Here is a 23,107-nt window from a genome sequence, read left to right as displayed (position 1 = left end):
CGGTTGCGCGGGCTATTTGGAAGCGCCGCCGCATTTCTTGGTCTTGGTGTTGTAGTTGCCGCAGTTGATGGGGTCGGTCCAGTCGCCGATCAGATCCTTGGATTCGGGCAGGTAGTGCGACCACGCTTCGCCGGGAACCACGGAGGGAGTTTCCCAGACCACCTGGAACTGGCCGTCGGCCTGGATCTCGCCGATGAGCACGGGCTTGGTGATGTGGTGGTTGGGCAGAACCTTGGCTATGCCGCCGGTGAGGTTGGGGGTTTCAAGGCCCACAATGGCCTTCAGAACCTTGTTCACATCGGTGCTCTGGGCCTTTTCAACAGCCTTCACCCACAGGTTGAAGCCGATGTAGTGAGCTTCCATGGGGTCGTTGGTCACGCGCTTGGGGTTCTTGGTGAAGTCGTGCCATTTTTTGATGAAGGCCTTGTTGGCGGGATTGTCCACGCTCATGAAGTAGTTCCAGGCGGCCAGATGGCCCACCAGCGGCTTGGTGTCTATGCCGGAGAGTTCTTCTTCACCCACGGAGAAAGCCATGACGGGAATGTCGGCGGCAGTGATGCCCTGGTTGGCAAGTTCCTTGTAGAAAGGCACGTTGGCATCGCCGTTGAGGGTGGAAACCACGGCGGTCTTTTTGCCCGCATTGCCGAACTTTTTGATTTCAGCAACGATGGACTGCCAGTCGGAATGACCGAAGGGCGTGTAGTTGATAAGGATATCTTCCTTCTTCACGCCCTTGGAGATCAGGTAGGCTTCGATGATCTTGTTGGCGGTGCGGGGGAACACGTAGTCCGTACCGGCCAGCACCCAGCGCTTAACGCCGAGGTCGTTCATCAGGTAATCCACAGCGGGGATGGCCTGCTGGTTCGGGGCCGCGCCGGTGTAGATGACGTTGCGCGATGATTCTTCGCCTTCGTACTGCACGGGGTAGAAGAGGAGGCCGTTGAGTTCTTCAAACACGGGCAAGACGGACTTGCGCGAAACCGAAGTCCAACATCCGAAAACAGCGGCGACCTTGTCCTTGCTCAGCAGCTCGCGGGCTTTTTCTGCAAAGAGGGGCCAGTTGGAGGCAGGGTCTACCACCACTGGTTCCAGTTTTTTGCCCAGCAGGCCGCCTTTTTTGTTCTGCTCTTCAATGAGCATGAGCATGACGTCTTTCAGCGTTGTTTCGCTGATGGCCATGGTGCCGGAGAGCGAATGCAGAATACCCACCTTGATGGTGTCTTCTGCGGCCTTTGCGTTCAGTGAACCGCACAGGGTGACGAGCATGAGAGCCAACGCCGCCAACGTTTTCTTGAACATGTGGAGCCTCCTTGGAACTGTCTGTATGTCTGTACGTGACGCGGCGCACCCCCATGGTTGCCGCGCTGCTTGCTACAGCACATAGGTAAGCAAGAGGTGTTCCAAGGCGATATTTTATATAACTATTTGAAATATTTATATTTTATTTATAGTCATGTCCATTTGTTGATACAATTTTGTATTTTTGAGGAAATGTAGGACATTATTGTTTCATTTTTAGCTGGTGAGCAAGTGCACGCCCGTGCGCAGTCCGGGTTTTCCACACGCCAGATCCAAATTTAGCAGAAAAGTTATTTTACTTTCGGGGGCTATATGGTATGCTTTAATTGAGTAATAATCAGAGTGGTATTTCGTGCGGACAAGGCAAGGATAAACATCCTGTAACCAGCGGAAATAAAAGTATGTTTTACATGAATCTTTGAATATCTTCAAAAACCTCACGGTGTGCGGTTGCTGAAGCTTTCTACAGACTCATGCGCTGGCAGGGAATACCTTGTCCGGATGATGCATGATGTGTTGATGATGGCGATATATAATTCGTCTGATCAATAGAAAGCCCTGTTCCGCACGGAACAGGGCTTTTGCGTTGCTGCGTTGGTATAACAAAATGGAGCGTGTATGTCTGAGCAGTATGAAGGTTGGTGTTCTCAGCGTATGGATGCCTTTATGGAAGAGCACTCGGAGTTTGCGGATGTCGTGCAGCGTTGCCGGGATTTGCTCGCATTGCAGAAAAAAACAGGAGAACAATTGTCATTTTCGGGCGGGCAGGAATTTGTCTGGACAGAAGATGACTTCCTCAGTGGAGTTCCGCTTGTAACAAAGATTAATCCTGTGTTTTTCAGGGAGCCACTCCGTCAGTCGGCAGCCATAATGTCCATTGGTCTGGCAGAGATATTTCCTTCGCTGCGGAGCAGTATTGCCCGATTGGAGCCGTATTTGAAGGATGATGAGGGATGCGACAAGTGCCTTGCCGTGGTGATTCATGGCGATGCGGAGGCGCTTGCCGTTGCGGCGCTTGCTGCGGGTGTGGAGCAGAATTTTTTGCTGTTCTACGTGCGCGCAGTCTATAGCCCCTGCGTGGTGGCAATGCGTCCACGGCTCGCGCAGCATCCCTCTGTGGTGTTGTGGCGCAAACGCTATTGCCCGGTATGTGGTTCTGATCCTGATCTGGAAACTCTTGAGCTGCATGCAAACGAGGCGGATTTTGTGGTGAGCAAGAGCGGTCAGGCGTGGCTGCATTGCCCCCAGTGCGGTTTGCGTTGGCGCTTTTCGCGGGCGGTTTGCCCCTCCTGTGGCACGCAGGAAAATGACAAGCTCACGCGTTATGCCCTTTCTGAAAAGCCGCAGGAATTCATCTATGCCTGCGACGCCTGCAACCATTACCTGCCGTGCATGGACATTGCCGAGGCCACAGATTCTGATGTCTTTTCAAATCTGGATTGCGCGCCGCTGACACTGGTGCACCTTGACGCCATGGCGCAGGCCAGGGGTTACGAGCCATTGTCGCCCGGTGCAGGGGCCATCTTCAGGCTTATTGGTCAGTAAGTGCACTGCCGTTGCGACAAGAGCTTGCAGCAGAAAGTTTTTTGCGCCCTGAACAGGGAGAAATCCATGCGCCCTACCGTTCGTATACATTTGTGGCTTGAGGAAGAAGACGCCATGGTTTTTGGCTATGGCCGCGTGATGCTGCTGGACAAGGTTGAAGAATGCGGGTCGTTGCGCAAGGCCGCGACCAGCCTTGGGATGTCGTATCAGGCGGCCTGGAAAAAAATACGTGCAACAGAAAACGCGCTTGGTGTTGAGCTTGTGCGCCGCCCCCAGTGCAAGAGCGATGGCATGTCGCTTACCCCTGAGGGTTTGATGATGCGCAATTCTTTCAAACACTGGTATAGTGCTGTGGAAAGTTGCGCACTGGCACAGGCGGAGCAGATATTCCCCTGGCATTTGCGATGTTTTACAACAAATAAGCAATTATAAATAAAAAATTGATTGCAATTTTTTGATAATACTTTTTTAAAATGCTTTATTCTTTTTATAGTACATACAAATTCAGGTGTTCTAAATATAGAATATTGACAAATTTGATTGTCTGAACGCTATTATGCGTGAGTGCTTAGACGCAATAGTATGCCCTGGCGAGGCAGCGTTTATCATTCTCAACATATGCGGAGGCAATCATGCAGGTATCTCGTCGTGGTTTTCTCAAAATATCCGCAGTCGGAATTTCCGGCTTGGCTGCGGTGCAGCTGGGTATAGATCTCACGCCGATCAAAGCTTACGCCGCTGCCACAAAGCTTGAAGGATCAAAGGAAGCCATATCCATTTGTCCTTTTTGCTCCTGTGGCTGTAACGTCCTTGTTCATTCCAAAGACGGCAAGATCATCAATGTTGAGGGCGACCCCGATTTCCCCATCAGTGATGGCGGGTTGTGCGCCAAAGGGGCCTCGCTTAAATCTCTGCATATGAGTCCAGAGCGTCTGACCAAACCTTTGTACCGTGCGCCCTACAGCGACAAGTGGGAGGAAAAAGACTGGGGCTGGATGATGGAGCGCATAGCGCAACGCATCAAGGAGCAGCGCGACAAAGATTTCAAGGTCAAAAACGCTCAGGGGCAGACGGTCAACCGCGTTGAAAGCCTGTTCCACCTGGGGTCTTCGCAGGTTTCCAACGAAGAAGCCGCGGTATTGCACCAGATGGTCCGGGCACTGGGCATCGTGCATTTTGACCATCAGGCGCGCATTTGTCACAGCCCCTCGGTACCCGCCCTTGCAGAGTGCTTTGGCCGTGGTGCCATGACCAACCATTACAACGACATTATGAACGCTGACGCCGTCCTGATTATGGGCAGCAACTGCGCAGAACACCATCCCATGACCTTCAAATGGGTATTGCGGGCCAAAGAAAACAACAATGCCGTTGTCATGCACGTTGACCCCAAGTTCTCACGCACCTCGGCTCGCAGCACTTTCCATGTGCCCATCCGGTCCGGCACGGATATCGCCTTTCTTGGCGGCATGATCAAATACATCATTGATCATAAAAAATATTTTGAAGAATTTGTGCTGGAGTACACCAATGCCTCCTTTATTGTTGGCAGCAAATACAGCTTCAAGGACGGTGTTTTTTCCGGCTTTGACCCCAAGACAAAAACCTACGACAAATCCACCTGGGCTTTTGAGAAAGACGCTCAGGGAATGGTCAAACGCGACAAAACGCTGAAAGATCCCAGATGCGTTTTTAATGTAATGAAGGCGCATTACGACCGCTACACGCCTGAAACCGTGTCAAAAGTCACGGGCGTGTCAAAGGAAGACCTGTTGCGGGTGTATGAGGCCTATGCCGCCACCGGCAGGCCTGACAAGGCTGGCACGGTAATCTATGCTCTGGGCTGGACGCAGCACAGCGTGGGCGTGCAGAATATCCGCGCTTCGGGGCTGATCCAGCAGCTGTTGGGCAATGTGGGCATTGCTGGCGGCGGCATCAATGCCTTGCGCGGCGAACCCAACGTGCAGGGCACCACGGACCACGCCCTCCTGTATGGGTATTTGCCGGGCTATCATTCCACACCGTCCACAAAGTGGCCCACGCTTGAAAGCTATCTGGCGGCGAACACGCCCAAGACCGCAGACCCCATGAGCGTCAACTGGTGGGGCAACCGCCCAAAGTATTTCATTAGTCTGCTTAAATCCTGGTACGGCGAGCACGCCACCAAGGAAAATGATTTTTGTTATGCCTATGTGCCAAAGCTTGATGCCGGGGTGGATTATTCCCATCTGTATATCTTTGACCGCATGTACAAGGGCGGCATTACGGGCGGGTTGTGCTTCGGGCACAATCCCTGCCAGAGCATCCCCAATACCCACAAGGTGCGGAAAGCATGGGATAAATTGGACTGGCTCACCATCGGTGACGTGTTCCACAACGAAACCACCGACAACTGGCACCGCCCCGGCGTTGACCCCAAGAAAATCAAAACGGAAGTGTTTCTGCTGCCTTCTGCCTACCGCGCGGAAAAAGAAGGTACCATCTCCAATTCTGGCCGATGGATGATGTGGCACTACAAGGCTGTGGAGCCGCGCGGGCAAAGCCGCGACATGGGCAGCATTTTTGTGGAGCTTATGAACCGGGTCAAGGGCCTGTATTCCAAGAATGGCGGCGCGTTCCCCGAGCCGATCATCCATGCCGACTACCCGGAAAAGTTTGAGGCAGAAGAAGTCACCCGCCGCGTAAACGGATATTTTACGCGCGACACCGTGGTCAACGGCAAGGAATACAAAAAAGGCCAGCTTGTTCCTGGTTTTGCCAGCCTTATGGACGATGGATCCACTAGCTCCTTATGCTGGGTCTATTGCGGTTGTTTTTCAGAAAAAGAAGGCAACCTCTCCAAGCGACGCGACCTCACCCAAACGGCGCGTCAGGCCAAAATTGGCCTTTTCCCCGGTTTCTCATGGGCCTGGCCCATGAACCGCCGCATCCTCTACAACCGCGCCAGCGTTGATAAAAACGGAGTGCCCTACAATCCCGATCGTGTCGTTATCGCATGGGAAGACGGCAAGTGGGTTGGTGACGTGCCCGACGGCGGCAATCCACCCATGGCGCAAAAAGGTGGTACGTATCCCTTCATAATGACTACGGATGGTCATTCCCAGTTTTATGGGCCGGGGCGTGAAGACGGCCCCTTGCCCGAGCACTACGAGCCAGCTGAAACTCCCTTGGTGCAGAATCCGTTTTCGGCCCAGATGCACAACCCCTGCATGAAAGTCATTGAAAGCGATATGGACAAGCTCGCCAAACACGGCGACCCGCGCTTCCCCATTGTGCTCACAACCTACAGCCTGACAGAACACTGGTGCTCTGGGTCGGAAACACGCAATGCCCCGCCCCTGCTGGAAGCAGAGCCCCAGCAATACGTGGAAATGAGCCATGAACTCGCCAAGGAAAAAGGCGTGAAGAATGGCGATGTGGTGATTGTTGAAAGTCTGCGAGGCAAAACGGAGGCGGTGGCAATGGTCACCGTGCGCGTTCGGCCCTTCAAGGTGATGGGCAAGACCCTGCACCTTGTGGGCATGCCCTTCTGCTTTGGCTGGTCAAAGCCCAAGTGCGGCGATTCAACAAACAGGGTGACGCTGTCAATCGGCGACCCCAATACCACGATTCCAGAATACAAGGCCTGCCTGGTTAATCTGTATAAGGCTGAAAAAGCAACTGAACTGTAAGGGTGGAGGTAACAGGTCATGCCAAAAGCTTTTTTTGTTGATACTTCCCGTTGTACCGCATGCCGTGGTTGCCAGGTGGCATGCAAGGAATGGAAAGAACTTCCGCCCAACAACACCAAGCAGTGGGGCAGTCATCAGAACCCGCCGGATCTCAATGCGTATAATTTCAAGCTGGTGCGCTTCAGCGAACACCTGATTGACAATGTGGTGCGCTGGTACTTCTTTCCCGATCAATGCCGCCATTGCCTTACACCCCCCTGTCAGGCTACGGCGTCAGATGCTGCCGCCATCATTCAGGATGAAGCAACAGGTGCTGTAATCTTTACAGAAAAGACCAAGAATGAAGACTTTGAGGCAATTCGTGAGTCTTGCCCATATGATATTCCCAGAAAGGACGAAAAAACCGGGCGTATTGTAAAGTGCGACATGTGCATTGATCGCGTGCGGGCCGGGATGCTGCCCATGTGCGTCAAAAGCTGCGCAATGGGGGCCATGCATTTTGGCGAGCGCGATGATATCCTGAAAAAGGCTGAAGCCCGACTTGCGCAAGTAAAAAAGGAATTTCCCAAGGCGCAGCTGGTGGATGGGGATTATGTCAGTGTTGTGTTCCTTGTGATGGATGAGCCTGCGTTGTACCACGACCATGCCATCGCTTGCGGACCCAATTCCCTGACCCGTCAGCAGTGGCTGGCCCAGTTGAGCAGGCCCCTGAAAACCATTTTTCAGGGAAGGGTCTGATTGGTCGCACCGCGACTAGGCAAGAAACCTATAAGCGTTCACGCTCTGGCGGAAATATCCGCTGAATGAAACTACAAAGGCGGTGCACAGGATAACCTGTGCACCGCCAGTCTTTTTAGGGGTACCCCGCAAGGGGGCATTGGGTCAGCTTTGTGTTGATGGCGCGAACCTGCGGTGATCTATGCCGTATTTTTTCATTTTATAATAGATGATGCGGTAGGTGATGCCTAGGTCGCGCGCGGCCTGATGGATATTGCCACGGGCGTTTTTGAGGGCGTCCACAATAAATTCCTGCTCCACCCTGGCGATGGTTTCGTTAAAGCCAAGGCCGCCGCCCGTGGGGCCGGTGCTGCTGCTCTCCGCGCTTTGCAGGGTGCTGGGCAGGTGGTGGGCGCGCAGCACGGCATCCTCGCAAATAAGCACGGCGCGTTCCATGACGTTTTTCAGCTCGCGCACGTTGCCGGGCCAGTGATATTGCAGCAAAAGGTCAATGGCAGGCGTGGAGATGCGCCGCACCGGGCGCTCGTATTCCTTGCTGAACATGCGCAGAAAATGCTCTGTGAGGGGCAAAATGTCTTCCGGTCTTTCGCGCAGCGGAGGAATAAACACGGGAAAGACATTGATGCGGTAGTACAGATCCTCGCGGAACAGCCCCTGCTCCACCAGCTCTTCCAATGGGCGGTTGGTGGCGCAGACAAGGCGCACGTCCACCTTGTAGCGGCGTTCATCGCCCAGAGGCTGGATTTCGCCTTCCTGAAGCGCGCGCAACACCTTTGCCTGAGCGGTGGTGGACAGGTCGCCGATTTCGTCCAGAAACAGCGTACCCTTGTCCGCCTGACGGAAAAGGCCGGCACGGTTTTGCACCGCGCCTGTGAACGCGCCCTTGCGCCAGCCAAAAAGTTCGCCTTCAATGAGTTCCGAGGGCAGGGCGGCGCAGTTGAGCATGACCAGCGGCTGCGCGCGCCGAGGGCTTGCTGTGTGCAGGGCCTGGGCCATCAGTTCCTTGCCCACGCCCGACTCCCCGCGCAACAGCACGGTTGCGCGGCTGGCCCCAGCCTGCGTGAGGCGGCGCAGCACGTGCCGCAAGCTCTTTGAGGTGGCGATGACCGAGGCTGGCGTACCGCTGACAAGAGGCTCATCGGGCAGCATGCAGAAATGCTGGCGCGCCATTTCTTCCTGCAAACGGGCCACCTGCCGACCCACAAGCGTGGCTACTGTTTCGAGAAAGCGGCAGCGCAAATCCAGTTCTGATTCTGGCGCGGTGGGGGTATCGGCGCTCAGTGTGCCTATAACTTCGGTCTGGTCGGCATTTTCAACGCGCACAGGCACGCTTATGAATGCCAGCCGGGCCATTTCTTCCTGGCTGCGGCCAAAAAGGCGGTTCTGAAAGTCTGGACGGCCCTGCATGCATGAAACAATTATGGGCCTGCCCTCGGCAAAAACCTGACCAGTGATGCCCGATCCCGGTTCATAGGCAGCCTCGGGCGCGTCCGCAGGGCCATAGGAAAGCGAGAGCTTCAGCTCGCCACTTTCGGGATCCTGAACCACAATGTGAGGTCTGTCGAAGTGCATGTCTTCTGCAAGAGCCGCCAGCAGCTCCTGTAGAGAATCGTGGAAGGAATGGCCCGGCGATAGGGCGGCCAACACCCGGTTAAGGGTATCGAGGCACTGCCCTGTGCCCATGAAGGGCGCGGCGAAATGGGCTTCTTGCATATGTTCCCTGCTCAATGCGGCGTGAGTACGGCGCTGTTTTCCGAAGTTGCCGAACATTATCCATAGCTGCGTTACGCCTTGGTGGCGGGCATCTGCTCACGCAGTAACCTGAGCAATCTCATGTAAGTTGCTGCAATACGGAACGGCACATCAGGCATCGCGGCACATGTGCTCGCTGATGCAGACTGAGGGGGGAATGTGTGGTTCTGGTCTGACCTGTTGGCGGTTTGCGGATGATGCAATCCCAGGTCGTTGTAGCCCCTGTGGGGCTGTTTGTTCTGAAACGGGCCGCTTCATAGCTGGCGGCAGGGCGGCTCCGCCACAGAGGGGTGAAGGGCCGCGTCGTGGCGCGGCCCTTCAGAAGATTATTGCTGCGGTCCCTGGTCAATGTCAATGATACGGCCTTGCAGCCAAACGTAGGCATCGACCTCGTGTCCCGCTTCAGGTTCATAGTCGCCCAGAACCATCTTGGAGGCGTAAACAGCCAGTCGCATGGGCTGTCTGTCCTCAAAGGGAAAGCTGACGTAGAGCAGCTTTACGGGCATTTTTTCAAGCTGGCAGTCTTTCACTTCTTCAATGGTGGCGCGCATCTGGTATTCGCAGAAGTTGCGGCCAGGCATGATGAGGTGACGATTGCTGACGCTCACCTTGAGGGGCGGCACGTCAAGGCGGGTTTTGCCGGGATTTTCGGCAAGCCATGCCTCGGCATAGGCCTCGTAGCGCACGCCCTGGGTGATGGTGATTTCGTCAAGCAGGGCCTTGCGCAGGCCAAGGGCGAGGCCAGCCAGCAAAAATGTGTGCATGACGCCGGGGGTGAGGTCATCCTTGTCGCGTCCGTACAGCGGGTCGTAAAACCACATGGGGTTTTTGCCCTCAAGCATGGTCACGGCCACGTTGGCCTCAACGCCGGTCTGCCAGGGGTGCACATTGTCAACCGTGAGGTCGTTGGGCAGCCCTTCAAGCAGGGGGGTGGCGGTGACAGGGGCAAGCTTTTCCCCTTCCTCGCCAGCCACAAGCACGGCTGCCCTGACGGGCTGATCCTGCGGCCATGCCAGCAGGATGTGATCCTTGCCGTCGCGCTTCCACTGCCAGGAGGGGCGGGTGCCGCCGTCGTGCATGACGGTGGTGGCAATCTGGCCCATGATGGCGGCGGGGTTTTGCCCCGTCAGCACTGCCCAGGCATCGCCCAGGGTTTCTGTATGCCCACGGTTGGCTGCAGCCAGTTTGGCTTCCAGCTCTTCAGCGGTAGGAGCCTGATCGGCAAGAGGATTGCCTTCACTGTCAACGCGAACCCATTCTTCGGCTTCGGTTTCGGCAGCCTGAATCTTGTTTTCAGCTTTTTTGGCCATGAAATATTCCTTTCATCGCGCGGTCAGGGCGCTGACCGGAGGGTGTCCGGCCAGCGCGCAATACATTTTAACGTCTGTCGCCACGGTCGCGGCGGTCACGCCCGCCACGGTCACCACGGCCATTTCTGTCGCCACGGTCACCCCTGTCGGAACGGGGAGGACGGGCGGTTTCTTCGGGATTCCAGGGGTGGCCCTGCTCTTCAAGCAGCACGGCCTTGCGGCTGGCGCGGATGCGGTCGCCGTTGATTTCAATGACCTTGACCATCATGTCTTCGCCAAGGCGCGCCACATCGCCGGGCTGTTCCACGCGGTTAACGTCAAGCTGCGACACGTGCACAAGGGCTTCCACATTGGGCAGCACTTCCACGATAGCGCCGATTTCCATGATTTTGCGCACCTTGGCAAGATAGTTCTTGCCGAGGTCGGGGCGCTGGTCATAGTACGAAACCATTTCGCGGGCTTTTTCCAGGGCTTCGGCCGTGGGGGCGAAGATGGACACGCGGCCCGTGTCTTCAATGTCCACAGACGCGCCGGTAGCCGCAGTGATGGCCTTGATGTTCTTGCCGCCGGGGCCAATGATGAGGCGGATGATGTCCGGGTTCACGAACACTTCGGCATGCTGGGGCGCAAAGCGCGAAAGTTCCTTGCGCGGCGCGGCAATGGCCTTGGCCATTTCTTCCAGAATGTGATGGCGGCCTTCGTGGGCCTGCTTCATGGCGGCGCGCATGATCTCGGTGGTGAGGCCGGTGATCTTGATGTCCATCTGCACGCCGGTCACGCCTTCTGCGGTACCAGCGATCTTGAAGTCCATGTCGCCGAGGGCGTCTTCGTCACCAAGAATATCGGTGAGCACGATGAACTTGTCGCCTTCCTTGATGAGGCCCATGGCCACACCGGCCACAGGGGCGCTGATGGGCACGCCCGCATCCATGAGGGAAAGCGAGCCGCCGCACACGGCAGCCATGGACGAAGAGCCGTTGGATTCGAGAGTCTCGGACACAACGCGCAGGGTAAAGGGAAAATCAGCGTCAGCGGGCAGCACGGGGCGCAGGGACTTTTCCGCCAGCGCGCCGTGGCCGATTTCGCGGCGCGAAACGCGCACGGGCTTGACCTCGCCCACAGAGAAGGGCGGGAAGTTGTAGTGCAGCATAAAGCGCTTGGTCACATCGCCGGTGAGCGAATCCATGCGCTGTTCGTCAGTGGAAGAACCAAGGGTGGTCACAACCATGGACTTGGTCTCGCCGCGGCGGAACAGGGCGGAGCCGTGGGCGCGGGGCAGCAGGCCAGTCTGGATCTGGATGGGGCGCACGGTCTTGGTGTCGCGGCCGTCAATGCGGGTGCCTTCGTTGACAATGCGGGCGCGCACCAGCTTCTTTTCCAGGTCGGAGAGCATGTCGCCCACGCTCTTGAGCGCGGCATCGTTCTCGGCCCAGGCCGGATCGTTCTTGAGGTTTTCCATGACCTTTTCTTTCACGGCCTTGCGGGCGTCCTTGCGGGCCATCTTTTCAGGCACGCGCAGGGCTTCCTCCAGGCCAGCGGCAAGGGCCAGCTCCTTCACGCGGGCAACCAGAACCGGGTCGTCGGCGTGGGGGGTAAAGGCCATCTTGGGCTTGCCAGCCAGTTCACGCAGCTTGAGCTGGGCTTCAACCAGAGGCTGAATCTGCTGGCGGCCCCATTCAAGAGCGTCAATGATGACTTCTTCGGGCACAAAGCGGGCTTCGCCTTCCACCATGGTGAGCGCATCGGCGGAGGCGGCAAACACGATGTTGAGGTCGCTCTGTTCCTGCTGCTCAAAGGTGGGGTTCAGCACAAACTGGCCGTTGATGCGGCCAATGCGACCACCAGCCACCGGGCCGTCGAAGGGCAGGGGCGAAAGCATGACCGCAGCGGAAGCGCCCGTAAGCGCCAGCACGTCGGAGTCGTTCACCTGGTCGGCAGAAATGACGCTGGCAAGAACCTGCACGTCTTCGTTCAGGCCCTTCTTGGGAAAGAGCGGACGCAGCGGGCGGTCGATCAGGCGGGAAACCAGGGTTTCGCGCTCGGAGGGACGGCCGATTTCGCGGCGGAAGAAGCTGCCGGGAATGCGGCCAGCGGCGTACATTTTTTCGGAGTATTCAACGGTGAGCGGGAAGAAGCCCTTGTCGAATTCAAGCGTCTGCGAGCACACGGTGACGAGCACCACGGTGCCGCCGCACTGAATCCACACAGAACCGTGGGCCTGATTGGCCATACGGCCTGTTTCAAGGATAACTTCCTTGCCGCCGACCATGGCTGAAACCCTGATGGGTTCAAAAATATCTTGATACATAAAAAATCCTTTGCGTAGTGCGAAGGGGATTCCGGCAAAAGCGGGCAGATCCTCGGCCTTTGGCCTCTGCCTGATTTTCCCGGACCCCCCTTCTTCGCGTTTTGTACCCTCGATGGGGTTGATTCAAGCAACAAGGGGGAGCGCTGGCTCCCCCTTGCGCGACAGAAGTCTTACTTGCGCAGACCGAGCTTTTCGATAAGAGCGCGGTAACGCTGAACGTCTTTCTTCTTCAGATAGTTCAGAATGTTGCGACGGCGGCCAACCAGCTTGAGCAGACCGGTGCGGGAGTGGAAGTCCTTCTTGTGTTCTTTGAAGTGACCGGTGAGGTCTTCAATACGGGCGGTGAGCAGAGCCACCTGAACTTCCGGGGAACCGGTGTCGCCTTCGTGTTTGGCGTGGGCATCAATAACCGTTTTCTTGTCGCTGGCATCCATTACCACAGCAGTACTCCTTGATAGTCGGGGTTAGTTCCAAAGTCCCCGCAACACGGTCCAACATGGGCCAGCGGGCGTGGTTTCGAGCTGGGCCAGAGCCAGGGCAGTGCCCTGTTCAAGCAGCAGCGCAAAGCCTTCCGCAGGCTCGGCACCTGTCGCGCCCTGCTCGGGGGCATCCGCTTGCGCGGGTGCTTCCGGGCGGCAAGGCACGGCTATGCCGTTGCGCACACGTGCGGCTTCATCCGGCGTGAGTTCCACCTTGCGCCAGTGGGGCAGTGCTTCCGCAATGGGACGCACGCAACCGGGCAGCAGGGCGGGATCAGCCGTGAAATCCGCAGGATCGCGGGCCACATCAAGGCCGAAGGGGTGACTATACTCCCGGGTCAGTTCTGTGAGCACGGCTCCACACCCTAAGCGCGTCCCCAAGCTGTGGGCCAGGGAGCGTATATAGGTGCCAGAACTGCAAGCGACCCGAAAGCTCACAAACGGAAGACTCACCGTGAGTGTTTCCGCCTGTGAAATTTTCATGCGTTTGACCTTGGCAGGGGCTTCTACGCCCTTGCGCGCCAGTTTGTAGAGCGGCTGGCCTTCGTGCTTGGCCGCTGAATAGGGCGGCACGGCCTGCTCGGCAAGCTCAAGCCAGGCGGCTACTTCGCGGCGCACGTCAGCTTCGCTCACATGCTCCCACGGCGCTTCGGCCACTACCTTGCCTTCAATATCCCAGGTGTCGGTGGTCTGGCCCAGCCGCAGCGTGCCGCTGTAAACCTTGCCGCCGCCAGCCAGCAGATGCCCTGAAAGTTTGGTGGCCTGCCCCAGCAAAACAAGTAGAACCCCTGATGCCAAAGGATCAAGAGTGCCCGCATGCCCGATCTTTTTTTGCCCAAGGCGTTTGATAGCCGTGAGACAACGGGCCGAGGTGGGGCCGGAGGGCTTGCGCAGCACCAGAATGCCGTGCTGCTGGGGCAACTGGGCCGCCCCGGAGCTTTTTTCCGGCTGCCGGTCTGGGGTGCTGGGTGCGGCAGTAGCCGCTTTGGTCATACTCATACGCAAGTTGCAACCATAGCCGCAGAGCGGGCATAAGTCAAAAAAATATCGGCGGCAAAGGCCCCTGGCGGGCCCTAAAACCGAGAAAAAAGCAGAAAACCGTTACTCGCCGGACGAACCCAGGTCTTCGGCATCCAGTTCTTCAGCTATGGCAGCCAGCAACTGGGCGCTTGCCGTATCCATATCTGCCCGTACGGTGCCGCCTGCGGCATTGCGGTGCCCGCCGCCGCCAAGTCTGGCCGCTGCGGCGCGCACGTCTACCGCGCCGTAGGAGCGCAAGCTGAACTTGCAGCAGGCCGGGGAATCCTCCCGCAGCACTGCGGCCACCTGGACGCCGCGCAAACGGCGCAGCTGTTCCACAAAACCTTCAAGGTCTTCCTTCAGCGCCCCGCATTTGCGCAGATCTTCAAGATACACGGGGCAAAAACAGACGCTGCCGTTGCGCTCAAGCTGCGCCCGCTGCAAAAGCTGGCCCCAGAGGGTCAGACGGCCACGGCTCCAGCTGTTTTCGAGGTGTTCGCGCAACTGGGCAATATTACAGCCATGCTCAACAAGGTGGGCCGTGAGGTAGAGCACCTCGGCGCTGGTGTTGCCGTGGCAGAAACCGCCGGTGTCGGTAATGATGCCAAGGGCCAGGCCGTTTGCCAGCTCGCCAGTGAGGGGCAGGCCTGCGGCCAGGGCCACATAGGCCATGAGCTGGGCTGTGGCCGCAGCCTGGGGTTCAACCCAGTTTGCCACGTTGCCCATGCCGTTGCCGCCGAGGTGGTGGTCAATATTCAGTGTTTGCAGATCCGGCAGGCGGCCCGCCAGCTCGCGGCCAAGGCGTTCTGGTTCGCCGCAGTCAAGCAGTACCGCGCAGCGAGGCTTGAAGGGCGAATGCTCCAGCGTAGTGTGCACAAAGCCCGGCGTGGAAAAAAAGTCCAGATATCCCGGCAGGCCTGGCTGCGCGTAAAGCATGAATTCCTTGCCCATGGACTGCAGAATATGTCCCGCAGCCGCCACCGCGCCTGCTGCATCACCGTCAGGGTTCACATGGGCGGCCACAATGACCTGATCCACATGGCGAAAGGCTTCGGCCATGCGCACCGCACCTTCGCGGAATTGCGGGGGAATGAGTTCAGTCCGCTGCATATATCTCCACCTGGCTATCCGTCATTTCCTCGGGGCAGACCGCTTCCATCATGAGCGCGCACTTGTCCATGCGGCTGCGCAGATGGCTCTCGCTGTTGGAAATGGATACCACCGCAAGCCTCAGACGGGAGAGGCTGTCTTCTGTTCCCGCTTCGGCTATGGCTACATTAAATTTGTTTCTGGTCTTCTGTTTCAGGCTGTTGGCAACGCGGCGCTTGGCCTTGAGATTGTCGTTGCCTTCCAGGCTGAATTCTACGGTAAGAACCGCCATAAACATGGCCATAGGCTGGATTCCTGCCGGGCGAAAGGCATTTTGCAGACTTGCCGCATTGTGGCGGCAAGGGGTAGACGGCGTGCCTTCGACCCCACGGGCACCTTCCGGCACAGCCGAGTACTACAGATATGGCCTGAAAGGCTGGCTGTCAAAGGCATGCATGCAAAAAAGAAGGGAGGCCTTGTCAGCGGCCTCCCTTCCTGTTGATCGATTTTAAAGAGTGGCGGCTTCTTCGACGGTTTCGAAGGCTTCGATGATGTCGCCGATCTTCACGTCGTTGAAGTTTTCAAGGCCCACGCCGCACTCGTTGCCTTTAACCACTTCCTTGGAGTCATCCTTGAAGCGCTTGAGGGAAGAGATCTTGCCTGTGTAGACCACCACGCCGTCGCGCAGCAGGCGTACCCCGGCATTACGGGCGATCTTGCCGTCAGCCACGTAGGAACCGGCGATAAGGCCGACCTTGGGCACGCTGAAGGTGTCGCGTACTTCGGCCTGGCCGAGGTACACTTCACGCTGCACAGGGGCGAGCATGCCAGCCATGGCGCTCTTGATATCGTCCACGAGCTTGTAAATGATCTCGTAGAAGCGGATATCCACGTTTTCGTGGTCGGCCACATCCTTGATCTTGGAGGTGGGACGCACGTTGAAGCCGATAATGATGGCCTGCGAGGCAGAAGCCAGCAGAATGTCGGATTCCGTGATTGCGCCGGTGCCGCCGTGTACCACGTTGATGCGCACTTTTTCCGTGCTCTGCTTGTTCAGAGCTTCGGTAATGGCTTCCAGGCTGCCCTGCACGTCCGCCTTGACAACAAGGTTGAGGGTCAGGGTTTCCTGATCGGACTTGCGCTGCGACAGGAAGGTTTCAAGGGTGACGCGCGATTCGGAGGCCAGGTCGCGTTCACGTTGCTTGATCGCGCGGGAATCGGCGATGCGGCGGGCGACCTTTTCGTCGGACACCACAAAGAATTCCTCACCAGCTTCCGGCACGCCTTCAAAACCCTGCACTTCCACAGGCAGCGAAGGGCCAGCGTCCTTGACCTTCTTGCCCTGATCACTCACGAGGGCGCGCACGCGGCCCGAGAAGGTGCCGCACACAAAGCTGTCGCCCTGGCGCAGGGTGCCTTCCTGAATGAGCACGGTGGCGATGGGACCACGGCCCTTGTCGAGCTTGGCTTCCACGATATGACCGCGGGCGGGCTTATCGGGGTTGGCCTTGAGCTCCATGATTTCAGACTGGAGGGCCACCATTTCGAGCAGTTCGTCCAGACCCATGCGGCTCTTGGCCGAAACCTTGGCAACGATGGTGTCGCCGCCCCATTCTTCGGCCTGCAAACCAAGTTCGGCCAGTTCGCGCAACACGCGGTCAGGCTCGGCGCCGGGCTTGTCCATCTTGTTCACGGCCACCATAATGGGAACATTGGCGGCGCGGGAGTGGTTGATGGCTTCTCGGGTCTGCTCCATGACGCCGTCGTCGGCGGCGACCACAAGAATAACAAGGTCGGTGACCTGAGCGCCACGGGCGCGCATGGCTGTGAAGGCTTCGTGGCCGGGCGTGTCGAGGAACACGATTTCGCCGCGCTTGGTCTTCACATGGTATGCGCCGATGTGCTGGGTGATGCCGCCGGCTTCGCCGCTGGTGACGTTGGACTTGCGTATGGCGTCGAGCAGCGAAGTTTTACCGTGGTCAACGTGACCCATAATGGTAACAACAGGCGGGCGCGGCTTGAGAGTTTCAGGCGCGTCCACTTCCTTGGGAACCAGATAATCGTCTTCAGAAAAGCCGACTTTTTCAACTTCGTAGCCGAATTCGGCGGCCACAAGGGTGGCAGTGTCGATATCCAGCGTCTGGTTGATGGTCGCCATGATGCCAAGACCAAAGAGCACCTTGATGATCTCGTTGGCCTTAAGACCCATCTGGTGGGCCATGTCGGCAACGCGAATGGCTTCGGTAATACGGATCTTGCGCTTGGCGGCCTTGAGCGGCTGGGTGGACTGCGGCACCACAGAAGAACGGCCCGACTTGCGGCGGCCCTTGCCTCTGTTCAGGCGACCACTGTCGTCGTCATCGCTACGGCGGCCAAAATCACCCTGCTGAAAATCAACAGTGCGGCGACCCTTGAGGCGCTTTTTCTTGCTCTGTCCATCGCGGGTGTCGGAAGGGGAAGCAGGCGCTGCCTGCTGCCCAAAGCCGCCTGCGGGACCGCCGGGACGGGGGCCGCCAGCAGAACGCGGCGCACCGCCGGGGCCACCGGGGCCGCCAGGACGGGGACCGCCGGGACGGGGAGGCCTGCCAGCGCCGTCCCTGGGCGGATAGCCGCCGGGGCGGCTGTCGCCACTGCGGGCGGGGCGGGCATCCTGCGAGGGCGTAGCGCCGGGAACAGGACGGGAAATAATGCGAACCTGCGGTGTTGCCGGAGCTTCCGCACGGGGCGCGCGACGGGGCGCGGCGCCTTCTTCGCCGTCTTCACTGGCGCGGGCTTCGGCAGAACGCTGGGGCAGGGTTGGCGCAGACGAGCCTTCGGGCATGGCCGAGGCATCGGGGCGCGCCACACGAGCCTTGGCGGCCTTGTCCTGGGCTTCAGCCTTGTCTGCGTGGGGCTTTTCAGCCGGAACCTTTGCAGCAACGGCTTCCACCACAGGGGCGGCGGGCGCTGCTTCAGGTGCAGGTGCAGACTCCGCAGCGGCGGGAGCCGGAGCTTCCACAACCTCGGGTTCTTTCTGGTCGCTGGGGCGGCTGATGACGCGGGCGGGCGAGACAACCTTGGCAGGCTTGACGACGCGGGCCTTGTGTTCGGCAGCGGGTGCCGTTTCCTGCGCGGGCTTGGAAGCCTTGGGCGCAACAGGCTCGTCAGCGGCAGCGGGAGCGGCAGGGGCCGCATCGGCCACTGCTTCTACCACAGGGGCAGTTTCCTTGGGCGCTTCGGTTTCAACCGGTGCGGCAACGGGGGCTTCCTGCGCTGCGGTTTCGGCTTCCTGCGGGGAGTCCTTGCGGCGGCGGCGCACGATGACGTCGCGTTGCGATCCGGCGCGCTCCGCATCAACCTGTTTCTGTTCGGCAAAGTAGTCGCGCAAGCGAGTGGCCTCCTCTGAGGTGACGGAACCAGTAGCGGATTTTACCGGCAGGCCGAGCTCACGCGCGACACGCAGTATATCCTTGGGATCCTGCGAGATATCCCCGCCGAGATCCTTAATTTTTATCTTATCATCGGACATGTTTTCCCCCCTTGCGCCGTGTTCCGGGTCTGAATTTCGCGAACTTGGCCGCGCAGACAGGATCGGAACATACATACCAGCCTCTGCCCGGTCTGGTTTTTTCTGCGTCTAAAGTCAAAATTCCCTGCTCCGCCAGTACGTGGCGGTCGAGATCGGCCTTGGGAAAGCGGCGGCGGCAGATGACGCACATGCGCTCCGGCCCGTCACAGGCCTGCTCCCCGACTTCAACGGGCGCAGCGTTATTCTTTTGCATCTCCGCTTTCCGTGGCGGCGGGCATTTTCAGCTCCACTGCCGAGGATTCGGGGGTGCTCTCCACAATCGGGGCCAGGAAGTTGATGGCCGAGCGCAGGTCGGCAATGCGCGCCGCGCTGATAGTAAGCTTGTCAGCCAGTTCCTGATCCGTAGCCTCGCGCAGGTTGTCCAGCGAGCTGTAGCCCGCGGCCAAAAGCGCTTCAATGGAAACTTCCGCCACGCTGGCAACCTGCTCAAGGCCGTGCCCGATGGCATTGGCCTCGTTGTAGCGGGTTTCGGTAAAGATATCGACCTTCCAGCCCAGCAGGCGCGCTGCAAGCTTGACGTTCTGCCCCTTGCGCCCGATGGCGTTGGTGAGCTGATCGTCAGGCACGATGACTTCCAGAAGATTTTCTTCCTCATCCACCACGATGCGCGAAACCAGGGCCGGGGCCAGAGCATTGCGGGCATAGGTGGCGATATCTGCGCTCCAGACAACAATGTCGATGCGTTCGCCGTGCAGTTCCTGCACTATGTTCTGGATGCGCGAACCGCGCACGCCAACGCATGCGCCCACGGGGTCCACATCTCGCTCGCGCGAAAGCACGGCAACCTTGGCGCGGGAGCCGGGATCGCGGGCAACGCCCATGATCTGCACCACGCCATCGTCAACTTCGGGAACTTCGCGGCGGAACAGAGCGGCCATGTAGTCGCGGTGCGAACGCGAAACAACAACCTGCGGGCCGCGCCCTTCCTGGCGCACCTCAATGATGAGGGCCTGCACGCGGTCGCCGCGCTTGTAATGTTCGCGGGGGATCTGTTCCTCACGGGGCAGTATGGCCTCGGTGCGGCCAAGGTTCACAACCCAGCCGCCCTTGTCGCGGCGCTGCACGATGCCGGATACAATTTCGCCCACGCGATCCTTGTATTCGGTGTAGATGATTTCCTGCTCCGCATCGCGCATGCGCTGGATGATAACCTGCTTGGCAGACTGGGCGGCAATGCGCCCAAGGTCTTCGACCTTGACGCGGAAGCCCATTTCATCATCCACCTGCACCGAGGGATCATGCTTGATCGCTTCGGAGTATTCGATCTGCGTGTCAGGATTGGCAAAGTCGTCGTCTTCCATGACGATTTTGAACTGGTAGACCTCAATGTCGCCTGTTTCGTCATTGTAGGTCACTTCCACGTCCATATCTTCGCTGAAGCGGCGCAGCACCGAAGTGCGCACCGCGTCTTCAAGCGTGTCGATGAGCATGTTGCGGTCAAGGCCTTTGTCCTTGCTGATCTGGTCAATGGCCTTTTTAAGTTCAAGATTCATGGGTGCCTCCGGCTGCTGGCGCTGCGGCGAAAATATCTCTGGTTCCTGCATTGTTCACGGCGGCCAGTGATTCTGGCCATGCCAAACGAGTGTGCAGTGGCGTCAGGTTTTACTGGTTCTCTTTAGAACCATTCGATTTTGTTTTCTTTTCCTTGCTGGGCTTGGTCGCGGCCTTGGCGGCGGGCGCTTTGGCGCGGCCCTTGCCAGGCTTTTGCGGCTGCCTGAAAATATACATGCGGCTTGCCCTGCGCACGGCATCCCAGGGGATGCTGACCGGCGGCAGGTTTTCGGGTGTCACCTCGCCCTCGGGCGAGATGGTGGCTGGCGCCAGGGTGAACGCATTTTCTTCAACGGAAAGCAGGGTGCCGCGCCATAGGCGGCGGGGGCCGCCGTGCGAGGGGTTGGGCCCTTCGGGCGCGTCCTCGTTGATGGCAACGGCCCTGAGCAGGCGGGCTTCCACCACATCGCCAATATAATGGCTCATCTGGTCAAGACTGAAGAAAAGTCGCGTCAGGCCGGGGGTGGAAACCTCCAGCACGTACGCCTCGGGGATGGTATCTTCCACCTCAAGGGCGAGGCCGATGTGGCGCGAGATATGCTCGCACTGCTCAAGGGTGGCAGAAAGCGCGACCAGGGCTGGCGCATCAATGTCGTCGGTGTCGGCGGGGGCGGGCTGGGTGCCGGATTCCTCAGAAAACGGCACGTCTACAAAGAGCCGAACCACTGTGCGCCCGGCGCGGACGATTTCCACTCCCCAGATAACCAGGCCCAGCGATGTTGCGAGGGGCTCGGCCAAACTGGTGATGGTTTCTTTGAGTACGTCGTCGGTCATTCGTTTCTTAGAGCATTCCTTTGCGCTGCAAATGCGCTTGCCTGGCGGGTTTGCCCTGTCACAAGGACAAAAAAAAGGGGGCCCATTCAGGCCACCCCGCAGGAACTGCGTTCCGCATCAGGATGTAGCAGCGGCGCGAACGCCAGCCGCTTTGAATGAGTTTCATTATCTTGGTGAAAAAAAATTGTCAAGATGTTTGTGCGATGCGGGCAACATATACTATGGTGAGTTGTCCTACCTTGATTGATGAAGTATGGATACCATCAAATGGTAAAAATGCCCTTTTTTTTCTGAAAACTAATTTTTTTAAAAAAAATGCCGAAATGCAGAATAGAAAGAGAATTGTCCGGGACAGCGGCATTAGGGGGCTGCTGTACCTTTTTGTAAACGATGGCATGCAGACGGCAAGTTTTTGCCACGTATAAAAAGTTTTGCGTTTTAAAGCGAGGTGGCTCAGTGAACGGTAAATTCCTTTTGTACAGTTGCGCATCAGCGCTGCTGGCAGCTGGTCTTGGTTTTGGTGTAACGCAGCTTGCGGGTTTGCCCGTTTTGGCTGTCATAGTGAGCGCTCTTGTGGCGGCCTTTGGCGCGTTTGCTGCCGGTCGTGCGCTTGCAAGCGGGGCTTTGCGTCAGGCTGGTGAAGCTGTCTGCGCCGTGGCGGCCAACCCAGGCCGAAGCCTGAACAATACCGACCCCTCACTTGCTCCGTTTTTTACAAGTCTTGATGATCTGCGACAGGCTTTCAAAAATGACAGGGAACATAAAGACGGCATCCTGCGTGGCCTGCCCATGCCGTACCTCTTGGTGGACACCAACGAGCGCGCGCTCAGCACCAACAAGGCATGTCTGAACATGCTGGAAATCGACGACAGCATTGAATCCTGCCTTGGCAAAACCCTGGCCCATCTGTTTTATAACGATCCCACGCGCAAGACCGCCGTGGGCAAGAGCATGGCCACGGGCGAGTGCTTCAAGAATCTTGAAGTGACCATCGGCGGGCACAAGGGCGGCAAGGTCAACGTGCTCGCCAACGTCTTCCCCATCTACAATGCCGAGGGCGCCTGCATTGGCGGCATGTGCGTGTATGTGGACATGACCGCGCTCAATGAGGCGCAGCGGCAGATCACGGAGAAAAACCAGCAAATGGCCGGAGTGGCTCAGGCGCTGGAAGAAACCATGGACGAACTGGCCGAGATCGTGGTGGCCCTTACCGGCAGCATCCGGCAGTCGGACAAAAATGCCGCCATTGCCGCGGGCCAGCTTAAAGAGGCCGCCTCCTCCATGGGCCATATGAACGCCAGAGTGCAGGAAGTTGCCGGCAATGCGGATAAGGCCGCCGAAGCTTCAGGCCACACCATGTCCAAGGCCACCACAGGGGCGGAAGTTGTGCAGAACGCCCTGCACGGCATTGAAAACGTGCACCGGGTCACGCTCGAACTGCGCACGGATATGGCCACGCTGGAATCACATGCCAGAGCCATTACCGAAATTATGAACGTTATTTCGGATATTGCCGACCAGACCAACCTGCTGGCCCTCAACGCGGCCATTGAAGCGGCCCGTGCTGGCGAAGCCGGGCGCGGTTTTGCCGTGGTGGCCGATGAAGTGCGCAAACTGGCAGAAAAAACCATGGCTTCCACGACGGATGTGGGCCGCGCCATTGAGGCCATTCAGCAAAGCGCCGCCAAAAGCATGTCATCCATGGACAATGCCGTGCAGCAGGTGGAGCAGGCCACAGACTACGCCAAGCAGTCTGGCGAGGCGTTGGACGACATCGTGGGTACGGTGGAAAACACCGTGGGGCAGGTCAAGGCCATCGCCGCAGCCAGCGAAGAGCAGTCGGCCGCCAGCGAGCAGATCAACCACACCATTGATCAGGTGAACCACATGGTAGCCGACACGTCCCAATCCATGGGCCAGGCCAGCATGGAAACCGACAAACTTCAGGAATTGACCGACAAACTGGAAGACCTGACAGCGCAACTGAAAGTGTAGCGCAGTTT

At 58.1% G+C, this 23,107-nt stretch carries 18 protein-coding genes; 5 read left to right on the top strand and 13 right to left on the bottom strand.

The window, feature by feature from the left end; all coding sequences use genetic code 11:
- Window positions 1-12 precede the first annotated feature (12 nt).
- Window positions 13-1,266, bottom strand: coding sequence for an urea ABC transporter substrate-binding protein (gene urtA / locus QZ383_RS04880; protein ID WP_365861168.1), 1,254 nt, complete (start codon window positions 1,264-1,266; stop codon window positions 13-15).
- Between the two features lie 651 nt (window positions 1,267-1,917).
- Between urtA and QZ383_RS04875 the strand changes: the two genes are divergently transcribed.
- From QZ383_RS04875 to QZ383_RS04860, 4 genes are all read left to right on the top strand, one after another.
- Window positions 1,918-2,844 carry a formate dehydrogenase accessory protein FdhE gene (locus QZ383_RS04875; RefSeq protein WP_291443515.1) on the top strand — a complete coding sequence of 309 codons (927 nt, stop codon included), beginning with the start codon at window positions 1,918-1,920 and terminating at the stop codon, window positions 2,842-2,844.
- A 66-nt stretch (window positions 2,845-2,910) separates the two neighbouring features.
- Complete coding sequence (locus QZ383_RS04870) at window positions 2,911-3,276, top strand: LysR family transcriptional regulator (protein WP_291443514.1); 366 nt, start codon at window positions 2,911-2,913, stop codon at window positions 3,274-3,276.
- Between the two features lie 200 nt (window positions 3,277-3,476).
- The gene (gene fdnG / locus QZ383_RS04865; protein ID WP_291443512.1) at window positions 3,477-6,515 is read left to right on the top strand and encodes a formate dehydrogenase-N subunit alpha; all 3,039 of its coding nucleotides are present in this window, start codon (window positions 3,477-3,479) and stop codon (window positions 6,513-6,515) included.
- Window positions 6,516-6,533: 18 nt separating this feature from the next.
- On the top strand, window positions 6,534-7,253 hold the full coding sequence (locus tag QZ383_RS04860) for a 4Fe-4S dicluster domain-containing protein (protein WP_291443511.1): 720 nt from the start codon (window positions 6,534-6,536) through the stop codon (window positions 7,251-7,253).
- Window positions 7,254-7,397: 144 nt separating this feature from the next.
- On the opposite strand, the gene QZ383_RS04855 is transcribed toward QZ383_RS04860, so the two are convergent.
- From QZ383_RS04855 to QZ383_RS04800, 12 genes are all read right to left on the bottom strand, one after another.
- The gene (locus tag QZ383_RS04855) at window positions 7,398-8,966 is read right to left on the bottom strand and encodes a sigma 54-interacting transcriptional regulator (RefSeq protein WP_291443509.1); all 1,569 of its coding nucleotides are present in this window, start codon (window positions 8,964-8,966) and stop codon (window positions 7,398-7,400) included.
- A gap of 365 nt (window positions 8,967-9,331) precedes the next feature.
- Window positions 9,332-10,315: a hypothetical protein gene (locus tag QZ383_RS04850; RefSeq protein ID WP_291443507.1), complete on the bottom strand. Its 984-nt coding sequence runs from the start codon at window positions 10,313-10,315 to the stop codon at window positions 9,332-9,334.
- Window positions 10,316-10,382: 67 nt separating this feature from the next.
- A complete protein-coding gene (gene pnp / locus QZ383_RS04845) occupies window positions 10,383-12,623 on the bottom strand; it encodes a polyribonucleotide nucleotidyltransferase (RefSeq protein WP_291443505.1) in 2,241 nt (746 codons plus the stop codon).
- Window positions 12,624-12,793: 170 nt separating this feature from the next.
- Entirely contained in the window at window positions 12,794-13,063 is a 270-nt protein-coding gene (rpsO, locus tag QZ383_RS04840; RefSeq protein ID WP_022659913.1) for a 30S ribosomal protein S15, read from the bottom strand.
- 24 nt (window positions 13,064-13,087) lie between these two features.
- Window positions 13,088-14,023, bottom strand: a complete 936-nt coding sequence (truB, locus tag QZ383_RS04835) for a tRNA pseudouridine(55) synthase TruB (protein WP_291443687.1) — start codon at window positions 14,021-14,023, stop codon at window positions 13,088-13,090.
- Window positions 14,024-14,203: 180 nt separating this feature from the next.
- A complete protein-coding gene (locus QZ383_RS04830) occupies window positions 14,204-15,232 on the bottom strand; it encodes a DHH family phosphoesterase (RefSeq protein WP_291443502.1) in 1,029 nt (342 codons plus the stop codon).
- On the bottom strand, window positions 15,219-15,509 hold the full coding sequence (locus QZ383_RS04825) for a DUF503 domain-containing protein (protein ID WP_027181023.1): 291 nt from the start codon (window positions 15,507-15,509) through the stop codon (window positions 15,219-15,221). The genes QZ383_RS04830 and QZ383_RS04825 overlap by 14 nt, the downstream gene beginning before the upstream one ends.
- 210 nt (window positions 15,510-15,719) lie before the next feature.
- Window positions 15,720-18,719 (bottom strand): translation initiation factor IF-2, encoded by a 3,000-nt coding sequence (gene infB, locus QZ383_RS04820; RefSeq protein WP_291443500.1) that lies wholly within the window; start codon window positions 18,717-18,719, stop codon window positions 15,720-15,722.
- Complete coding sequence (locus QZ383_RS04815) at window positions 18,709-18,909, bottom strand: YlxR family protein (protein WP_306666365.1); 201 nt, start codon at window positions 18,907-18,909, stop codon at window positions 18,709-18,711. Before QZ383_RS04815 ends, infB begins: the two co-directional genes overlap by 11 nt.
- 49 nt (window positions 18,910-18,958) lie before the next feature.
- A complete protein-coding gene (gene nusA / locus QZ383_RS04810; RefSeq protein ID WP_291443499.1) occupies window positions 18,959-20,272 on the bottom strand; it encodes a transcription termination factor NusA in 1,314 nt (437 codons plus the stop codon).
- Window positions 20,273-20,381: 109 nt separating this feature from the next.
- On the bottom strand, window positions 20,382-21,104 hold the full coding sequence (locus QZ383_RS04805; protein ID WP_291443496.1) for a ribosome maturation factor RimP: 723 nt from the start codon (window positions 21,102-21,104) through the stop codon (window positions 20,382-20,384).
- Window positions 21,105-21,367: 263 nt separating this feature from the next.
- Window positions 21,368-21,664 (bottom strand): hypothetical protein, encoded by a 297-nt coding sequence (locus QZ383_RS04800; RefSeq protein WP_291443494.1) that lies wholly within the window; start codon window positions 21,662-21,664, stop codon window positions 21,368-21,370.
- A 1-nt stretch (window position 21,665) separates the two neighbouring features.
- Here QZ383_RS04800 and QZ383_RS04795 point away from each other — a divergent pair, with 1 nt between their 5' ends.
- Window positions 21,666-23,099, top strand: a complete 1,434-nt coding sequence (locus QZ383_RS04795; protein ID WP_291443493.1) for a methyl-accepting chemotaxis protein — start codon at window positions 21,666-21,668, stop codon at window positions 23,097-23,099.
- The last annotated feature ends 8 nt before the right edge of the window (window positions 23,100-23,107 follow it).

This window comes from Desulfovibrio sp. (assembly GCF_019422935.1).
GTDB lineage: Bacteria > Desulfobacterota > Desulfovibrionia > Desulfovibrionales > Desulfovibrionaceae > Desulfovibrio.
The sequence above is the reverse complement of the archived record's forward strand: the minus strand, read 5'-3'. Positions and strand labels throughout refer to the sequence as shown.